At 69.3% G+C, this 17,742-nt stretch carries 14 protein-coding genes; 7 read left to right on the plus strand and 7 right to left on the minus strand.

Translation table 11 applies throughout. The features are described from left to right. Nucleotides 1-110 precede the first annotated feature (110 nt). Complete coding sequence (locus B842_RS07825; protein ID WP_040086010.1) at nucleotides 111-1,052, plus strand: hydrogen peroxide-inducible genes activator; 942 nt, start codon at nucleotides 111-113, stop codon at nucleotides 1,050-1,052. A 4-nt stretch (nucleotides 1,053-1,056) separates the two neighbouring features. Here the strand turns inward: B842_RS07825 and B842_RS07830 are convergent, their stop codons facing one another. After that, nucleotides 1,057-2,076 (minus strand): hypothetical protein, encoded by a 1,020-nt coding sequence (locus B842_RS07830; protein ID WP_040086011.1) that lies wholly within the window; start codon nucleotides 2,074-2,076, stop codon nucleotides 1,057-1,059. Nucleotides 2,077-2,164: 88 nt separating this feature from the next. Between B842_RS07830 and hrpA the strand changes: the two genes are divergently transcribed. Beyond that, entirely contained in the window at nucleotides 2,165-6,079 is a 3,915-nt protein-coding gene (gene hrpA, locus B842_RS07835; protein WP_040086012.1) for an ATP-dependent RNA helicase HrpA, read from the plus strand. A 4-nt stretch (nucleotides 6,080-6,083) separates the two neighbouring features. Here hrpA and nrdR read toward each other — a convergent pair whose 3' ends face one another. Continuing rightward, the gene (gene nrdR, locus B842_RS07840) at nucleotides 6,084-6,557 is read right to left on the minus strand and encodes a transcriptional regulator NrdR (protein ID WP_040086013.1); all 474 of its coding nucleotides are present in this window, start codon (nucleotides 6,555-6,557) and stop codon (nucleotides 6,084-6,086) included. Between the two features lie 79 nt (nucleotides 6,558-6,636). Then, entirely contained in the window at nucleotides 6,637-6,996 is a 360-nt protein-coding gene (locus B842_RS07845; protein WP_040086014.1) for a hypothetical protein, read from the minus strand. 279 nt (nucleotides 6,997-7,275) lie between these two features. On the opposite strand from B842_RS07845, the gene lexA reads away from it, so the two are divergent. Both lexA and B842_RS07855 read left to right on the plus strand, forming a co-directional pair. Beyond that, nucleotides 7,276-7,983 (plus strand): transcriptional repressor LexA, encoded by a 708-nt coding sequence (gene lexA, locus B842_RS07850; protein WP_040086015.1) that lies wholly within the window; start codon nucleotides 7,276-7,278, stop codon nucleotides 7,981-7,983. 236 nt (nucleotides 7,984-8,219) lie between these two features. After that, complete coding sequence (locus B842_RS07855; RefSeq protein WP_040086016.1) at nucleotides 8,220-9,002, plus strand: DeoR/GlpR family DNA-binding transcription regulator; 783 nt, start codon at nucleotides 8,220-8,222, stop codon at nucleotides 9,000-9,002. Nucleotides 9,003-9,024: 22 nt separating this feature from the next. On the opposite strand, the gene ptsP is transcribed toward B842_RS07855, so the two are convergent. Beyond that, nucleotides 9,025-10,704 carry a phosphoenolpyruvate--protein phosphotransferase gene (ptsP, locus tag B842_RS07860; protein ID WP_040086017.1) on the minus strand — a complete coding sequence of 560 codons (1,680 nt, stop codon included), beginning with the start codon at nucleotides 10,702-10,704 and terminating at the stop codon, nucleotides 9,025-9,027. Between the two features lie 343 nt (nucleotides 10,705-11,047). Between ptsP and B842_RS07865 the strand changes: the two genes are divergently transcribed. The 3 genes from B842_RS07865 to B842_RS07875 are packed head-to-tail and all read left to right on the plus strand — an operon-like array spanning nucleotide 11,048 to nucleotide 14,314. Next, nucleotides 11,048-12,013 (plus strand): 1-phosphofructokinase family hexose kinase, encoded by a 966-nt coding sequence (locus tag B842_RS07865; protein ID WP_040086018.1) that lies wholly within the window; start codon nucleotides 11,048-11,050, stop codon nucleotides 12,011-12,013. Continuing rightward, nucleotides 11,994-14,006, plus strand: coding sequence for a PTS fructose transporter subunit IIABC (locus B842_RS07870; RefSeq protein ID WP_040086019.1), 2,013 nt, complete (start codon nucleotides 11,994-11,996; stop codon nucleotides 14,004-14,006). The genes B842_RS07865 and B842_RS07870 overlap by 20 nt, the downstream gene beginning before the upstream one ends. Before the next feature lie 41 nt (nucleotides 14,007-14,047). Continuing rightward, entirely contained in the window at nucleotides 14,048-14,314 is a 267-nt protein-coding gene (locus B842_RS07875) for an HPr family phosphocarrier protein (protein ID WP_040086020.1), read from the plus strand. Nucleotides 14,315-14,378: 64 nt separating this feature from the next. On the opposite strand, the gene B842_RS07880 is transcribed toward B842_RS07875, so the two are convergent. The 3 genes from B842_RS07880 to hflX form a co-directional block, all read right to left on the minus strand. Beyond that, on the minus strand, nucleotides 14,379-14,747 hold the full coding sequence (locus tag B842_RS07880; RefSeq protein ID WP_156119475.1) for a hypothetical protein: 369 nt from the start codon (nucleotides 14,745-14,747) through the stop codon (nucleotides 14,379-14,381). Between the two features lie 110 nt (nucleotides 14,748-14,857). After that, a complete protein-coding gene (locus B842_RS07885) occupies nucleotides 14,858-16,150 on the minus strand; it encodes a uracil-xanthine permease family protein (RefSeq protein WP_040086022.1) in 1,293 nt (430 codons plus the stop codon). Between the two features lie 44 nt (nucleotides 16,151-16,194). Then, nucleotides 16,195-17,730: a GTPase HflX gene (gene hflX / locus B842_RS07890; RefSeq protein ID WP_040086023.1), complete on the minus strand. Its 1,536-nt coding sequence runs from the start codon at nucleotides 17,728-17,730 to the stop codon at nucleotides 16,195-16,197. Nucleotides 17,731-17,742: the final 12 nt, after the last annotated feature.

Below are 17,742 nucleotides of genomic sequence, written 5' to 3' on the forward strand. Positions count from 1 at the left end.
GTCACGGAAAGGTCTTACGTTTGCGCCTTTCCGAAGCCACAAACCATTATGCACCCTCAAACACGATCCGTCAATAACAAATTCTGTGGAGTTGATGTAAAGTGATAGGCATGAACAATAAGGAGTACCGTCCGACGCTCTCTCAGCTGCGCACCTTCGTCACCATCGCTGAGAACAAGCACTTCGGCACGGCGGCCACGAAGCTGGGCATCTCACAGCCCTCCCTCTCGCAGGCCCTCGTCGCCCTGGAACAGGGACTGGGCATCCAGCTCATCGAGCGCTCGACCCGCCGCGTCATCGTCACGCCCGCCGGCGAGGAACTGCTCCCCTACGCCAAGGCGACGCTCGACGCCGCCGACGCCTTCCTCGCTCACTCCCGCGGCACCCACGGCACGCTGATCGGCCCGCTGACCATCGGCATCATCCCGACGATCGCCCCCTACGTCCTGCCCGGCCTGCTCACCGCCACCGCCGCGCAGTACCCGGAGCTGGAGCCGCGCATCGTCGAGGACCAGACCCGTCACCTCGTGCAGATGCTCCGCGACGGCCAGATCGACATCGCCGTCATGGCGCTGCCCTCCGAGGCCACCGGTGTCGCCGAAGTCCCCCTCTACAGCGAGGACTTCGCCGTCGTCGTCCCCGAGGGCCACGGGCTCGCCGGCCGCACGGATCTCGGCCTGTCCGACCTCGACACCCTCGACCTGCTGCTTCTCGACGACGGCCACTGCCTCCACGACCAGATCGTCGATCTGTGCCGCAAGGCGGACCTCAACCCCACCGAGGCCGCCAACTCGGTCACCCGCGCCTCCTCGCTGACGACGATCATGCAGCTCGTCGCCGCGGGTCTCGGCGCCACCCTGGTGCCCGTGTCCGCGTTGCGTACCGAGTGCCACCGCCCGGGCCTGGCCACCGCCACCTTCCGTGACGACGTCACCGCCCAGCGCGAGATCGGCCTGGTCTACCGCAACTCCAGCTCCCGGGCGGAGGAGTTCCACGTGCTCGGCACCCTGGTGACCGCCGCCTTCGAGGAGGCGGTCTCCCCCACCGAGTGAGCCGCTAGCGTGCGTCCACCGGCAGTGCGCCACCGGAGGCCTGGCGGTACATCATCGCCAGCGTGAGGAGGTACGCCGGGCCGAGGATGAGGAGCGCCAGCCCCAGGGTGACCATCGCGCCGAGGAGCATGACGATGCCGGCGACGAGGTTGAACACCAGCAGACGCCCGTAGTTGTTCAGGCCGGCGCGGAATCCCTCCTTGATCGCCCCGCCGAAGCTGGCGCGGCGGTCGATGACGTACCAGATCATGAGCTGGGTCAGCGGGGTCACCAGCAGCGAGAGGACCACCGCCACGAGGAGTAGCCCCAGGACGACCCCGAGGAAAGAGAGGAAGTCGTCCTGCGAGGTCAGCTGGTCGACCGCGAAGAGGCCGCCACCGAGGGCGACGGGCACCAGGATGACGGCCAGGACCAGCACCATGAGGAACTGGAGGAGGATGTAGAGGCCCACCGCGGGGCCGAGGTTGACGTTGCCGGTGAAGTCCCGGAAGCTCAGGTCCTGCTTGTCCACCTGGCGCAGTGCGCCGTGGTAGATGAGGACCGTCACCACGACCGAGGCCACTCCGTAGAGGAGCTGGAAGATCAGTCCCCCGGCGTTGAGACCGGTCTCCATCCCCGGGCTGAACTCCGCGGGGACCTGCCCGCCGGAGGTGGGGAAGAGGAACTCACCCACGGCGGACACGATGAGGCTGACCACCAGCAGAGCCAGCATGCCCAGGATCCAGACCTTCCAGTTGCGGAAGACCGCGCTGAAGGCCCAGCGCACGGCCGCCATCGCGTCGATACGACCGGTGCCCTGCGGCTGGATGCCGGCGGGCTGCCCGGCGCTGCCCCAGTCGGCCGCCCCGTAACCGGAGTAGCCGGAGTAGCCGGCGTAGCCCGGCGCGTCCTCCGGGTGCGGGGTCGAGGGGTAGGAGGGGTAGGAGGGGTAGGAGGGGAATTCGCCGTTCCCGCCGTCACCGGAATCTCCGCGGTTCTCCGGGTGCTGGGACCGATCCCCGAAAGGATCGTGGGGGTTGGTCATCACTCTGACCTTTCTCATGTGGAGGAAATGCTGCAACCGGTCCCACGATAGAGCAGTTGCCGCGAGCCGGTAGGATGAGACGTCAGCCATGACTAACGCTTCTCCTTCCCCGATCACCCGGGACGCGCTGTACGAAATGCTCAGCGACGTCACCTTCGCCGACGAACGAGCTTTCCGACGCCGCCTGCACCGCGCCCGCTCCCCGCAGGCGCTGGAGGCGATCGCGAAGGACGTCCACCGCGCCGTCGAGAAGCGGCAGCTGATCGACATCGGCGTGCCGGAGATCACCTATCCCGAGACCCTGCCGGTGTCGGCGCGCCGCGAGGACATCGCGGAGGCGATCGAGAACAACCAGGTCGTCATCATCGCCGGTGAGACCGGTTCGGGTAAGACGACCCAGATCCCGAAGATCTGCCTCGACCTGGGGCGCGGCCGCCGCGGCCTCATCGGGCACACCCAGCCGCGCCGCCTCGCGGCCCGCACCGTCGCCGAACGTATCGCGGAGGAGCTGGGCCAGCCGATCGGTGAGACCGTCGGTTACGCGATCCGTTTCGACGACCGCGTCTCCCCCACCTCCGCCGTCAAGCTCATGACCGACGGCATCCTGCTCGCCGAGATGCAGCGGGACCGCTTCCTCAACGCCTACGACACGATCATCATCGACGAGGCGCACGAGCGTTCCCTCAACATCGACTTCATCCTCGGCTACCTCAAGCGTCTGCTGCCGAAGCGTCCGGACCTCAAGGTCATCATCACCTCCGCGACGATCGACCCGGAGAGCTTCGCGGAGCACTTCGCCGACGCCTCCGGCGAACCCGCCCCCATCATCGAGGTCTCCGGCCGCACCTTCCCCGTGGAGATCCGCTACCGGCCGATGGAGTTCGAGCGCGACGGCAAGGTCGTCGACCAGGACCCCCTCGACGCGCTGTGCGAGGCCTGCGAGGAGCTCATGCTCGAGGGCCCCGGCGACATCCTCTGCTTCTTCCCCGGCGAACGCGACATCCGCGACGCGATGGAGGCCATCGAGGGCCGCAAGTGGCGCGGCGTCGAGGTCACGCCCCTGTTCGGACGCCTGTCGAACCAGGAGCAGCACCGCGTCTTCGAGCCGCACTCCGGCCGCCGCATCGTCCTGTCGACGAACATCGCGGAGACCTCGCTGACCGTCCCCGGCATCCGCTACGTGGTGGACACCGGCACGGCCCGCATCTCCCGCTACTCGACGCGCAACAAGGTCCAGCGCCTGCCCATCGAGCCGATCTCGCAGGCCTCCGCCAACCAGCGTTCCGGCCGCTGCGGCCGTGTCGCCGACGGCATCGCCATCCGCCTCTACTCCGAGGAGGACTTCAACTCCCGCCCGGAGTTCACCGACCCGGAGATCCTGCGCACCAACCTGGCCAGCGTCATCCTCCAGATGGCGCTCATGCGGCTGGGCGACATCGCCGAGTTCCCCTTCGTCCAGGCCCCCGAGAACCGCGCCATCCGCGACGGTCTCCTCCTGCTCCACGAGCTGGGGGCACTGACCGACGAGGAACGCGACGGCCAACCCGTGCTCACCCAGATCGGCCGCGACATCGCCCGCATCCCGGTCGACCCCCGCATGGCGCGCATGCTCGTCGAGGCCAACCGCCTGGGCGAGCTCGACGCCGTCATCGTCATCGTCGCCGCCATGACCATCCAGGACGTGCGCGAACGCCCCCTGGAGAAGCAAGCGCAGGCCGACCAGAAGCACGCCCGCTTCAAGGACTCCACGAGTGACTTCCTCAGCTCCCTGAAGCTGTGGGACTACATCACCCAGTCCCGCGACGACCTCTCGGGCAACGCTTTCCGACGCCGCATGAAGTCCGAGTACCTCCACTACATGCGCATCCGTGAGTGGTACGACCTGGTCCGGCAGCTGCGCGAGGTCACCCGTCAGCTCGGCTGGTCGGCCCGCCACCTGGGCGAGGTCGCCGGCGAGCGCAGCTCCGACGCGATCCACCAGTCGCTGTTGTCCGGCCTGCTCTCCCACATCGGCGCCCGTGACGGCAACACCCGGGAGTTCAGGGGTGCCCGCGGCACCCGCTTCATGATCTTCCCCGGCTCCTCCCTGGCGAAGAAGCCACCGGAGTTCCTCATGGCCGCCGAGCTGGTGGAGACCTCCCGCCTGTGGGCCCGGGACGTCGCGAAGATCGAACCCGCCTGGGTGGAGAAGCTCGCCGCCCCGCTGCTCAAGCACCAGCACTCCGAGCCCAGCTGGTCCCGCAAGCGGGCCTCCGGCATCGCGCACCAGAAGTCCACGCTCTACGGCGTCACCATCGTCGCCGACCGGATCGTCCCCTACCACCGGGTCGACCCGGAGGCGGCCCGTGACATGTTCATCCGGCATGCGCTCATCGAGGGCGACTGGACGACGCACCACACGTTCTTCCACTCGAACGTCGAGAAGCTCGAGGCCGCCGCGGAGGTCGAGGAGAAGGCCCGCCGTCGTGGCCTGGTCATCGACGAGGAGGCGCTCTTCGACTTCTACGACGCGAAGCTGCCCGCCACCATCACCACCGGCCGGCACTTCGACTCCTGGTGGAAGAAGGAACGCCAGAAGAATCCGCACCTGCTCGACTTCGACCCCGAGGCGCTCCTCGGCGACGACGCCGAGGAGATCACCGAGGCCGCCTTCCCCGACAAGTGGCGCAAGGGCACCATCGACTACGACCTCGAGTACCGCTTCGAACCCGGCCACCCGCAGGACGGCGTGACCATCCTGGTGCCGATCCCGCTGCTGGCCGGCATGGACCGGGAGGGCTTCGACTGGCTGGTGCCGGGCCTGCGCGAGGAGCTGCTCACCGAGCTGATCCGCACCCTCCCGAAGGACAAGCGCCGCACCGTCGTGCCCGCCCCCGACTACGCCCGGCAGGCACTGCCCCGCCTGGTCCCCTACGAGGGATCCCTCGTTGAGCAGTTCACCCAGGTGCTCCACTCCATGGGCGGCCGCCACATCACGGCCGAGGACTTCCGCCCGTCCGCGATCCCGCCGCACCTGAAGATGACGTACGGGGCCGTCGACAAGCGGGGCAAGGTCATCGACGCCGACAAGGACCTCGGGGCCCTCATCAAGCGGCAGGCCGGGTCGATCACCTCCTCGGTGAGCAAGGTCGCCCGCACCTCCGAGTCGCAGGCCGTGCCGAAGTGGACCAGCGACACCCTCGGCACCGTCCAGGAGGAGGTGACCACGGTCGTCGACGGCCACGAGGTCACCGCCTACCCGGCGCTGGTGGCCACCCCCGGGGGCGTGGAGATCCGCGTCCATCCGACGAAGGCCGCCGCCGACGCCTCCATGATGACCGCGACGCTGACGCTGCTCCTGCGGGAGATCTCCGTCAACGCCGGGCAGATGACCCGCGGGCTGCCGCTGCAGCAGCGCGTCGCCGTCGACAACTACCCGCACGGCGGTGCCCAGGGACTCGTCGAGGACGCCCGCGTCGCCGCGATCCGCGACCTCATGCTCGAACACGGCGGCCCTGTCCGCTCCCCCGAGGAGTTCGAGGCCCTCCGCGCGAAGGTCGCCCCCGAGGTGGCGGGCGTGGTGCGCCGCACCATCGTCTCCCTGGCGCCGGCCCTCATCGAGTACCAGTCCGTCGCCGAAGAACTCTCCCGCTGGAGCGGCGACGCCATCGACGACATGACCGCCCAGCTGGAGTTCCTCCTCCCCCGCAACGCCGTCACCCTGCACGGTGCCGCCCAGCTGCGCCACCTGCCCCGCTACCTGCAGGCCATGCGCATCCGCCTGGAGGAGATGGCGCAGGACCCGGACAAGGACGCCGACCGCCAGGACGAGGTCGAGGAGGCCCAGTCCTACCTGACGCTGCGCCTGGCCAAGCTCCCGCAGGGCCGGGAGAAGACGCGCGAGGTCAAGGACATCCGCTGGATGATCGAGGAGCTGCGCGTCAGCCTGTTCGCCCAGCGCCTCGGGACGGCCCGGCCGATCTCGCTGCGCCGGATCCAGAAGGCGGTGGACAAGCTCCGCTGACGGGTCAGCCCTCGAGGGCGGAGGCCTCCTCGCGGGCGCGGCGGCGCATGAGGCGGATCTCCGACTCGAAGTCCTCGGCCGACTCGAAGGACTTGTAGACGGAGGCGAAACGCAGGTAGGCGACCTCGTCGAGCGCACGGAGCGGCTCCAGGATCGCGAGGCCGATGTCGTTGGCGTGGACCTGCGAACTGCCGTGGGAGCGGACGGTCTCCTCGACCTCCTGCGCCAGGCGCTTGAGGGCGTCGTCGGAGACGTCACGGCCCTGGCAGGCGCGGCGCACGCCGAGCACGACCTTGTCGCGGCTGAACGGCTCCGTCACCCCGTTGCGCTTGATCACCAGCAGGACGGCCTTCTCGATGGTGGTGAACCTGCCGCGGCAGGAGGTGCACTCACGGCGGCGGCGGATCGAGGCACCGGAGTCGATGATGCGGGAGTCGATGACCCGCGAGTGGTCGTGATGGCAGAACGGGCAGTACACGGTGTGCTGTCAGCGCCTTTCTGGGACGGGAGGACGGGGCTGTTCGTGACCCCTCAGTCTACCCGCGGCGTTGGTCCACTCAGCGCCCCTGGACGGTGACGGGGTGCATGACCGGTTCCTCTCCCCCGTCCACGCCCAGCACGGCGGCTCCGACGACCGCCAGCCCGAGCAGTCCGCCGAGCAGGTAGGTGAGCCCCACCTCCCGGCGTCGGCGGGCGCGGTCCCGCCAGGTCTCGTGGCACACCTGCTCGACCGTCCCGGGCACGACTGCGACTCGGCCCTGCGTTCGATCGGAGGGCCGCAGCGTTCGAATGCCACGCTGTTCCGCGGAACCCTCCCGGAATCCGGAGGGCTCCCAGACGGCGGCCGCGGGCACCACGGCCTCCACCGGTCGAGAGTCGCTGCCACCTGCACGGGAGTCGTGGATGAAGGTCGTCATGGTGCGGTCCTTTCCTGGCCTGTCTGATCTGCGGGAAGAATATCGGCGACGGCAGACACCCCGAACCTCAAACCGTTCAGGTGTTCGAACCCGCCGCTGTGTTCGATTTATAGCACCCGTTCGAAAGTCTGTCCACAAAACGCCGGAAATACTCGAACATCCGTACCACGACGTGGTAGACATGTATCAGGTGAATCACGCACTCACGGTGCGTCATTCGAACAGACCCGGGCAGTCGCCGCCCGCGCACCACCAGCCCCCGCAAGGAGCGAGAAGACCATGTCCGCCAAGACCCCGCCCACCGGCAAGCCCGACCCGTCCACCCTGTCCGACCGCCAGCGCCGCATCCTGGAGGTCATCCGGGACGCCGTCGTCCTGCGGGGCTACCCGCCGAGCATCCGTGAGATCGGCGACGCCGCCGGGCTGCAGTCCACCTCCTCGGTGGCCTACCAGCTCAAGCAGCTCGAGAAGAAGGGCTTCCTGCGGCGCGACCCGAACAAGCCGCGCGCGGTGGACGTCCGCACCCTGCCGTCCACCGAGCCCGCCCGGAAGCCGGGCCGGAAGGTGGCGGCGAAGCCCTCCGCCCCGACCTCTGCCCCGGAGGGCGCGGGTGCCGCCAACTTCATCCCGGTGCTGGGTCGCATCGCCGCCGGTTCGCCGATCCTCGCCGAGCAGGAGGTGGAGGACTACTACCCGCTGCCCGCCGATCTCGTGGGCGACGGCGAGCTCTTCATGCTCCAGATCGACGGCGAGTCGATGCGGGACGCCGGCATCCTCCACGGCGACTGGGTGGTCGTCCGCTCCCAGCCCGTCGCCGAGCAGGGTGAGTTCGTGGCCGCCCTCATCGACGGGGAGGCGACGGCCAAGGAGTTCCACAAGGACTCCACGGGCGTGTGGCTTCTCCCCCACAACGACGACTACGCCCCCATCCCCGGCGACCAGGCGGAGATCATGGGCAAGATCGTCTCGGTGTTCCGCCGCCTCTGACCCACCCCCGAGGGAACGGGCATTTCACCGCCCCGAGATCCACAGCTTCCCACCCAAGCGGGCATGTCAGGGGCCCGTGACCGGCAATTCCGCCACCCCCGCCATAGGAGCCGTCCGCCCCCGTCGGCGCAGGACAACTGACTTCGTCCTCCCCCGAAACTCCGATGTTTGAAACAATGGGAAAAACGGACATGGCCGATGTCCGATTTCACCACCCGGGTGCCAGAGGAGTCCACATGTACGCAGAGGAACGCCGTCGGCAGATCGCCTCCCTCACCGCTGTTGAGGGGCGCGTCAATGTCACCGAACTGGCGAACCGATTCGAGGTCACCGCCGAGACGATCCGCCGGGATCTGGCGGTGCTCGACAGGGAGGGGGTGGTGCACCGCGTGCACGGCGGCGCCGTCGCGAGCCAGACCTTCCAGACCACGGAGTTCTCCCTCGACGCCCGTTTCCGTTCCGCCCCGACCGCCAAGTCGGCGATCGCCCGCGCCGCGCTCCGTTTCCTGCCCGAGCCCCAGGGGGGTCTCTTCCTCGACGCGGGTTCCACCATCGGCACCCTCGCGGATCTCATCGCCGAGCAGCCGAACGCCCGGCAGTGGTCGATCGTGACCAACAGTCTGCCCATCGCCCTCAATCTGGCCACCAAGGGTCTCAGCGAGGTGCAGCTGCTGGGTGGTTCAGTCAGGGCGATCACGCAGGCCGTCGTGGGCGACACCGCGCTGCGCACGCTGGCGCTCATGCGTGCCGACGTCGCCTTCATCGGCACCAACGCCCTCACCCTCGACCACGGCCTGTCCACCGCGGACGCGCAGGAGGCCGCCATCAAGTCGGCGATGGTGACCAACGCCCACAAGGTCGTCGTGCTCTGCGACTCGACGAAGCTGGGAACCGACTACCTGGTGAGCTTCGCCGGCATCGACGACATCGACGTCGTCATCACCGACCCGGCCGCACCGGAGTCCTTCGTCACCGCGCTCCGCGAGCGCGAGGTCGACGTCGTCATCGCCGAGAACTGACCTCGCGCCACGCGGGCGCCGGTTACCCGAGGATCATCTCCCGGGCGATCTCGCGTGCCGCGGTGGCGCCGGGGGCGTCGAGAACCGCGCGGGCGACCTCCTGGCACGCGGCGAGATCCAGCTCCGCCAGCTGCGCACCGACGCCGGCCACGGCGGTCGACGCCGCCGACAGCGAGGTCACGCCCAGGCCGGTGAGCACGCACGCCAGCTTCGGGTCGGCGGCGGCCTCGCCGCACACGCCGACGGGGGTCTCGGTGAGTTCACCGACGCGGCAGGTCTCCTTGACCAGACGCAGGACGGCCGGCTGCCACGGGTCGGTGAGGTAGGCCAGGCTCGGGGAGAGACGGTCGGCGGCCATCGTGTACTGCGTGAGGTCGTTCGTGCCGATGGAGACGAAGTCCAGGTGGGGCATGATCTTGTCGGCCATGATGACGGCCGCGGGGACCTCGATCATCGCGCCCGGGGTGAGGCCGCGCTCGCGGCACAGCTCGGCGAACCAGCGGGCCTCCCGCTCGCGGGCCAGCATCGGGGCCATGACCCAGGTGGGGGCGTCCTCGCCGCGTCCCTCGGCGGCCAGCGCGATGGCGTCGAGCTGCCGGACCAGGATGCCCTCGTTGCCCCAGGCGATGCGGAGACCGCGGACGCCGAGCGCCGGGTTGTCCTCGTGCTCCATGTTGGCGTAGGCGATGGGCTTGTCGGAGCCCGCGTCGAGGGTGCGGATGACCACCTTGGAGGCCGGGAAGGCCTCGAGGACCTTCCGGTAGACGGCGGCCTGCTCCTCCACGGAGGGCTCCTGGGAGGTGCTGAGGAAGCTCATCTCCGTGCGGTAGAGGCCGATGCCCTCGGCCTGGGTGTCGGCGGCGATGCGGGCGGCGTTGCCGTCGGCGACGTTGGCCAGCAGCTGCACGCGGTGACCGTCCTTCGTCTGGGCCGGACCACGCCACTGGGCGACGATCGCGGCACGCTCCCGGGAGGAGGCGACGGAGGCGCGGGCGGTCTCCTCGTCGGCGTTGAGGGTGACGGTGCCGCTGGCGCCGTCGACAAGCACGTACTCACCCGCGGGGATCTCGTGGACCGCCCGGCCGGCGGCGACGATGCAGGGCACGTTGAGCTGGCGGGCGATGATCGCGGTGTGGCTGGTGGGGCCGCCGAGTTCGGTGACCAGGGCGACGACGAGCTCCGGGTTGAGGGTGGCGGTGTCCGCCGGGGAGAGGTCGTCGGCGAACAGGACGGACTCCCGGGTGACGTCGGGCAGGCCCGGCTCGTCCTCGCCGCGGAGTTCGGCGATGACGCGGTCGCGGATGTCGCGCAGGTCGGTGGTGCGCTCCGCCATGAGTCCGCCGGCGGCCTCGAACATCTCCACGAACTTCTGGGTGGCGGCGACGGTGGCGTAGTCGGCCGGATGCCCGGCGGTGATGTTCTTCTTCACCGTCCGGCGCCAGCCACGGTCGGTGACCATGCCGGCGGTGGCCTTGAGGACCTCGGCGGCGGCCCCCTCGACGGTCTCGGCGCGGGCGCTCAGGCGCGCGGCGACGGCGTCGGCGGCGGTGGTGAAGCGCTCGAACTCGGAGTCGTGGGCGTCGTCGGCGATGGTGGTTCCGGCGGTGGGCAGCTCGGGTCGGGGGTGGACCCAGATGGCGGGTGCGTAGGCGATTCCGGCGACCACACCGGTGCCCTTGATGATCGTGGAGTCTGAAGTCATGGTTGCTTGTCCCATCTCACAGTGACGAGGTCTTGTGACCTCCAGAACACCACAAAATCCACTAGTTAGCAACGATCCAGACAGGCAACCCTTGACAAACGGACACAATCGGACAATGATGATGTTGTAACACCACATTAAATGTGACTTAATTCATCATTTTCATAACGTCCCGCCCGGGACAGCCCCGGAGCGCCCCGATCCCCGGGTCGCGCCCCATAGGATTGATCCAGCTCAGGACCTGTTCGGTCACCCGACCGGACACCGCTCCGGGCACGCGTCCCCCGCCACCCAGCGGACACGCCGCAACGACACGTTTTTCCGAACGGACAGGGAGCCCGCCGTGATTCTCACCCTCACCCCCAACCCCAGCATCGACGCGACCATGCAACTGGGGACGCGGCTGCGCCGCGGGCTCGTCCACCGTCCCTCCTCCATCTCCCAGGTGGCCGGCGGAAAAGGCGTCAACGTCACGCACGCCCTGACCCTCGCGGACAAACTCAGCCTCGCCCTCTTCCCGGCGGACGGCAACGACCCCTTCGTCGCCCTGGCCCGCCAGTCCGGGATCCCCTTCCACGCCATCCCGGTGTCCGAGGGCGTCCGCATCAACACCACCCTCACTGAACCGGACGGGACCACCACCAAGATCAACGGCCTCGGCGCGCAGATCGAGCCGCCCACCCGCCGCATCATCGAGGAGACCGTCGTCCGCCTCGCCGCGAACGCCTCCTGGCTGGTCATGGCCGGTTCCCTGCCGCCCGGGGTCCCCACCGGCTGGTACACGGAACTCATCACCACCGTCCGCGCGACGCACCCGGACCTGCCGGTGGCCGTCGACACGTCCGACGCCGCGATGATCGCCCTCGGCGAGGGCTTCGAGGTCGCCGCCCCGACCCTCATCAAGCCCAACGGCATGGAGCTCGGGCAGCTCGTCGACCGTGACGGCGAGCACCTCGAGGCGGCCGCCGCCCGCGGCGACTTCTCCCCGGTCATCGACGCGGCCCGCGTCGTCGTCGACCGCGGCGTCAACGAGGTCCTGGTGACGCTCGGCGTCGCCGGAGCCGCCCTCGTCACCGCGCAGGGCGTCTGGCTCGCCACCCCTCCCCCGGTCGACGTCATGTCCACCGTCGGCGCGGGCGACAGCTCGCTCGCCGGGTACCTCATGGCCCGCGCGGAGGGCGGCAGTCCCGCCGACTGCCTGGCCCGCGCCGTCGCCTACGGCACCGCCGCCACCGGCCTGCCCGGCACCACCATTCCTTCCCCCGCACAACTGAATCTCGAGGAAACCCATGTCCGTCATATCTCCTGACCTGGTACACCTGGACGCCGACCTCGGCGGCACGACCACCGAGGTGATCACCGCCCTGGCGGGCGTCGTCCACGCCGCCGGCCGCGCCAGCTCCCCGCAACTGCTCGCCGACGCCGCCCTCGCCCGTGAGGCCCAGAACCCCACCGGTGTGCCCGGCCGCGTCGCCATCCCCCACTGCCGTTCCGCCGCCGTCGAGGTCCCGACCCTGGCCTTCGCCCGACTGTCGCGCCCCGTCGACTTCGGCGGTCCCGACGGCGACGCCGAGCTCGTCTTCCTCATCGCCGCCCCCGAGGGCGGCGGCAAGGCCCACCTGAAGATCCTCTCCAAGCTCGCCCGCGCCCTCGTCCGGGGTGACTTCCTCGAACGACTGCGCGCCGCCACCACGGAGGAGGAGATCGTCACGGCCGTCGAGGAGGTCGTGGGTGACATCCCGCAGACCACCCCGCCCGCCGAGAAGCCCACCGACAAGCCCGTCGAGAAGCCGCGGACCCGCCTCGTGGCCGTCACCGCGTGCCCCACGGGCATCGCCCACACCTACATGGCCGCCGACGCCCTGGCGCAGACGGCCGCCGCCCGCGAGGACGTGGAGCTCCACGTCGAGACCCAGGGCTCCTCCTCCACTGAGGCCCTCGACCCGGACCTCATCCGCGACGCGGACGCCGTCATCTTCGCCACCGACGTCGGCGTGCGTGACCGTGAGCGTTTCGCCGGCAAGCCCGTCATCGAGTCCTCCGTCAAGCGCGCCATCAACGAGCCGTCGGTCATGCTCGACGAGGCCGTCGCCGCCTCCCGTAACCCGGAGGCACGCCGGGTGAGCGGGACGGCGTCGGCAAGCGCGGAGAAGCAGACCGAGCTGAGCTGGCCACGCCGCATCCAGCAGGCGGTGATGACGGGTGTGTCCTACATGATCCCGTTCGTCGCGGCCGGTGGTCTGCTGCTCGCCCTCGGCTTCCTCGTCGGCGGCTACGACATGGCCAACGGCTGGCAGGCCATCGCCCTGCAGCACTCGCTGACCAACCTCCCCGGCAACGAGGTGCTTGTCGACGGCGCCACCGTCGCCTTCGACCGCTCCGGCCTCGCGCTGTACCTCGGTGCGGTGCTCTTCGCCACGGGCCAGATGGCCATGGGATTCATCGTCGCGGCGCTGTCCGGCTACACGGCCTACGCCCTGGCCGGACGCCCCGGCATCGCCCCCGGTTTCGTCGGCGGCGCGATCTCCGTGCTCATCGGCGCCGGCTTTATCGGCGGTCTGGTCACCGGTATCCTGGCCGGACTCGTCGCCTGGTGGATCGCCTCGTGGAAGGTGCCCCGCATCCTCTCCTCGCTCATGCCGGTGGTGATCATCCCGCTGCTCACCTCCCTCATCGTGGGTCTGACGATGTTCCTGCTGCTCGGCCGCCCTCTGGAGGGCATCATGACCGGGCTGACCGACTGGCTGTCCTCGATGTCCGGCTCCTCCGCCGTCGTGCTGGGCGTCATCCTCGGTCTCATGATGTGCTTCGACCTCGGTGGCCCCGTGAACAAGGCGGCGTACCTCTTCGCCACCGCCGGCCTGTCCACCGGTGACGAGGCCTCCATGCAGATCATGGCCGCCGTCATGGCCGCCGGCATGGTCCCGCCGATCGCCCTGTCCGTCGCCACCATCCTCCGCCGCAGCCTGTTCACCCCGGCCGAGCAGGAGAACGGCAAGTCCGCCTGGCTGCTGGGACTGTCCTTCATCTCCGAGGGTGCGATCCCCTTCGCGGCGGCCGACCCGTTCCGCGTCATCCCCTCGATGATGGTCGGCGGTGCCGTCACCGGCGCCACCGCCATGGCCCTGGGCGTCGGTTCCCGCGCCCCGCACGGCGGCGTGTTCGTCCTCTTCGCCATCGACCCCTGGTGGGGCTTCCTGCTGGCGATCCTGGCCGGCACGGTCGTCTCCGCCGCCACCGTCATCGCCCTCAAGCAGTTCTGGCCGACGAAAGCGGTAGCAGCCGCCACGGTCGATGCCTAAACTGGCCACAGAACCCCTTAATTCACGAAAGGACCCCACCCATGGCCTCCAAGACCGTGACCGTCGGCTCCGCAGTCGGCCTCCACGCCCGCCCCGCCGCCATCGTCGCTGACGCCGCCGCCGAGTACGACGACGAGATCCTCCTCACCCTCGTCGGTGACGAGGACGGCGAGGAGGCCGATGCCGCCTCCTCCCTCATGATCATGGCGCTCGGCGCCGAGAAGGGTGACCAGGTCACCGTCACCTCCGACAACGCGGAAGCCGTCGAGAAGATCGCGGCTCTCATCGAGTCGGACCTGGACAAGTAGTCCGGACACGGAGAACGCCTCCCTCCCCTGTCAGCAGGGGCGGGAGGCGTTCGTCGATTCGGGGTCACATGTAGGCGATGATGATCGCGTCGTGGCGTTCGGCCGCCTCGGCGAAGAACTGCGCCAGGGCGGGCAGGTCGTGGGAGTAGGTGACCTCGCCGACCTCGGAGAGGGCCTGCGCGATCATCGTCACCTGGACGGGGGCCAGCGCGTTGCGCGTCGGCTTGAACTGCCACATCTCGCCGCCGTTGAGGGCCGGCTCCGCGTGCGTGAGCATGAGGTCGTCATCGAGGATGAACCACTCGTCGCTGAGACGCAGGACAGGGAGCTCAGCCTCCGCAATGAGCTTCTCGACGACCGCCACCCGGTCCGGGTTGACCGTCAGTCGCAGGTAATCGTCCTTGGAGACGGCAAGGTAAACAGGAACACGCATGCCTACCGTTCTACCACCGGCAGCCCCCTGCGGGCTGCCCGGAGGCGGGGATCACCCAGGTGTCTGTGACGAATATCGCGGGATGAGGCCAGGGTGACGTAGGGGTCGGGTCAGTGGTGGAACTTGGCGTGCCGCCCCTCCCCGAGCGTGACGTAGAGCCACTTCAGCACCGGGTAGGCGACGATGATGCCGGCCGAGCCCCAGGCGATGCCCTCCAGCTCGATGCCGCCGACCGTGAGCGTCAGGTTGCCGATGCCGGCGATGAGCGCCACCGCCGCGGCCGTGAGGTTGACCGGGTTGTTGAAGTTGACCCGGTTGTCCTGCCAGATGCGGATGCCCAGCATGCCGATGAGTCCGTAGAGCACCAGGGTCGCCCCGCCGAGCACGCCGGTGGGGATGGTGAAGATGAGTGCCCCGAACTTCGGGATGAACGCCAGGGCGACGGCGGTGGCCGCCGCCACCCAGTAGGCGGCCGTCGAGTAGACGCGCGTGGCCGCCATGACGCCGATGTTCTCCGCGTAGGTCGTCGTGCCGGAACCACCGAAGGAACCCGCCAGGGTGGTGGCCAGGCCGTCGGCGACGAGCGCGTCACCGGCCAGGTCGTCGAGGTTCCGGCCCGTCATCTCGGACACGGCCTTGACGTGGCCGACGTTCTCCGCGATGAGGACGATGACCACCGGCAGGGTGACCAGGATCGCCGAGAGACGGAACTCCGGGGTGTGGAACTCCGGCAGGCCGAACCACGCGGCGTCCGCGATGGTGTCCGCGGCCCCCTCTGCGAGGTTGCCCGTGAGGGTGGCGAACACCCAGCCGACGACCACGCCGATGAGGATGCCCAGCCGCGCCACCATGCCCCGGCCCGCGACGGTGGCCAGGAGGATGGCCACGAGGGTCACGGTGGCCACCAGGGGCTGCGTCTGGAAGTTGCCCGTCGCGACGGGCGCCAGATTCAGCCCGATGAGCGCGACGATCGCACCCGTGACGGCCGGGGGCATCACCGCGTCGATGACCTTCCGGCCCGCCGCCTTGACCGCCAGGCCCACGGCGACGAGCACCAGGCCGGTGACCAGGACGCCGCCGATCTGGGCGCCGGGGCCGTGCTGCTGGCTGGCGATCAGCGGGGCGATGAACGCGAAGGAGGAGCCCAGGTAGGAGGGCAGACGGTTGCGGGTGATGAGCAGGAAGAGCATCGTGCCCACACCCGAGAACAGCAGGGTGGTGTTGACCGGGAAGCCGGTGAGGGTGGGGACGAGGAGGGTGGCGCCGAACATGGCCACGACATGCTGCATGCCGATGCCGATGGTGCGGGGCCAGCTGAGTCTCTCGTCGGGCGCGACGACCGCGCCGGGGGCGATCTTTCGGCCGTCGCCGTGGACGGTCCATCCGAGGTTTCTGAGGGTCACGGTCTCACAGTAGCGCCGTTGCCGCCCGGACTCCGGCCGGGAGGCTACTCCTCGCCGTCGTCGACGACGAACTCGGCGAGCTCGCCGGCCATCTGCCGGGGCAGGCGGACGTCGATACGTGTGCCGTGCTCGGTGTACTCCTCGGAGCGGACGGTGCCGTACTCGTGGAGGCGCGAGATGATGTCGCCGCGGGTGAACGGGACGAGCAGCACGAGGTGGGCGTCGAGGGAGTTGAGGAACAGCTCGATGCGCGCCTCCAGCTCCTTGATGCCCTCGCCGGTGACGGCGGAGACGTACACCGCGTCCTCGACGGCGTGTCGCAGCTCCGCCAGGACCAGCGGGTCGGCCTGGTCGATCTTGTTCACCACGATCATCTCCGGCGGGGCCTCCTCCCCGGTCTCCTTGACGATGTCGTAGATGACCTTGTTCACGGCCTCGATCTGCTTGAGGGGGAAGGGGTCGGAGCCGTCGACGACGTGGAGGACCAGGTCGGCGGCGAGCACCTCCTCGAGGGTCGACTTGAAGGCCTCGACCAGCTGCGTGGGCAGGTGGCGGACGAAGCCGACGGTGTCGGTGAACACGACCGCGCGGCCGTCGGCCAGCTCGGCGCGCCGGGTCGTGGGATCGAGGGTGGCGAAGAGCGCGTCCTCGACGAGCACGCCCGCGCCGGTGAGGGCGTTGATGAGCGAGGACTTGCCGGCGTTGGTGTAGCCGGCGATGGCGATCTGCGGGATCGTGGACGCCTGGCGTCGCTGCCGCTTGATCTCGCGGGCGGTCTGCATGCCGGCCAGCTCACGGCGGAGCTTGGCCATCTCGGTGCGCAGGCGACGACGGTCGGCCTCGATGCGGGTCTCACCCGGACCACGCAGACCGACGCCACCGTTGGACCCGGCGCGGCCACCGGCCTGCCGGGACAGGCTCTCGCCCCAGCCGCGGACGCGGGTGTACAGGTACTCCATCTGGGCGAGGGAGACCTGCGCCTTGCCCTCCTTGGACTTCGCGTGCTGGGCGAAGATGTCGAGGATGAGCATGGTGCGGTCGATGACCTTGGTGTTGAGTGCCGTCTCGAGGGCGACCAGCTGGCCGGGGCTGAGCTCACCGTCGAAGATGACGGTGTCGGCGTCGGTGGCGAGGATGATCTCCTTGAGTTCCTGCACCTTGCCGGAGCCGATGTAGGTGCCCGGGTCCGGCTTGTCGCGGCGCTGGTAGAGGGCCTCAAGGACCTCGGCGCCGGCGGTCTCGGCGAGGGCGGCGAGTTCGTCCATGTTGGCCTCGACCTCGGCGGTCGTGCCCTCCGTCCACACGCCCACGAGGATGACCTGCTCGAGGCGCAGCTTGCGGTACTCGACCTCGGTGATGTCCTCGGCGTCGGTGGAGCGGATCTCCGTGGTGCGGGTGACGCGGCGGAAGCGGTTGCGGTCGTCCAGGTCGAGTTCACCGACGGTGGGGGTCAGGAGCCCGGACAGGTCCGTGCCGGAGTCCTCCCGGATGGTCGGCTGCGGGGCGTTGTCGCGGAAGGCGCGGGCCAGCAGATCCTCATGCGAGGTGTGGTCGGGGTCGTGCTTGAAAACATCAGTCATTAGTGTCCATTG

This window comes from Corynebacterium humireducens NBRC 106098 = DSM 45392, from assembly GCF_000819445.1.
GTDB lineage: Bacteria > Actinomycetota > Actinomycetes > Mycobacteriales > Mycobacteriaceae > Corynebacterium > Corynebacterium humireducens.

What these genes read in the sequence shown, in the direction of transcription:
- B842_RS07880 (WP_156119475.1), bottom strand. Translation starts at nt 14,747, where the DNA reads ATGCGTGTTCCTGTTTACCTTGCCGTCTCCAAGGACGATTACCTGCGA.
- B842_RS07830 (WP_040086011.1), bottom strand. Translation starts at nt 2,076, where the DNA reads ATGACCAACCCCCACGATCCTTTCGGGGATCGGTCCCAGCACCCGGAG.
- hflX (WP_040086023.1), bottom strand. Translation starts at nt 17,730, where the DNA reads ATGACTGATGTTTTCAAGCACGACCCCGACCACACCTCGCATGAGGAT.
- B842_RS07870 (WP_040086019.1), top strand. Translation starts at nt 11,994, where the DNA reads ATGTCCGTCATATCTCCTGACCTGGTACACCTGGACGCCGACCTCGGC.
- B842_RS07855 (WP_040086016.1), top strand. Translation starts at nt 8,220, where the DNA reads ATGTACGCAGAGGAACGCCGTCGGCAGATCGCCTCCCTCACCGCTGTT.
- B842_RS07845 (WP_040086014.1), bottom strand. Translation starts at nt 6,996, where the DNA reads ATGACGACCTTCATCCACGACTCCCGTGCAGGTGGCAGCGACTCTCGA.
- hrpA (WP_040086012.1), top strand. Translation starts at nt 2,165, where the DNA reads ATGACTAACGCTTCTCCTTCCCCGATCACCCGGGACGCGCTGTACGAA.
- B842_RS07825 (WP_040086010.1), top strand. Translation starts at nt 111, where the DNA reads ATGAACAATAAGGAGTACCGTCCGACGCTCTCTCAGCTGCGCACCTTC.
- ptsP (WP_040086017.1), bottom strand. Translation starts at nt 10,704, where the DNA reads ATGACTTCAGACTCCACGATCATCAAGGGCACCGGTGTGGTCGCCGGA.
- lexA (WP_040086015.1), top strand. Translation starts at nt 7,276, where the DNA reads ATGTCCGCCAAGACCCCGCCCACCGGCAAGCCCGACCCGTCCACCCTG.
- B842_RS07875 (WP_040086020.1), top strand. Translation starts at nt 14,048, where the DNA reads ATGGCCTCCAAGACCGTGACCGTCGGCTCCGCAGTCGGCCTCCACGCC.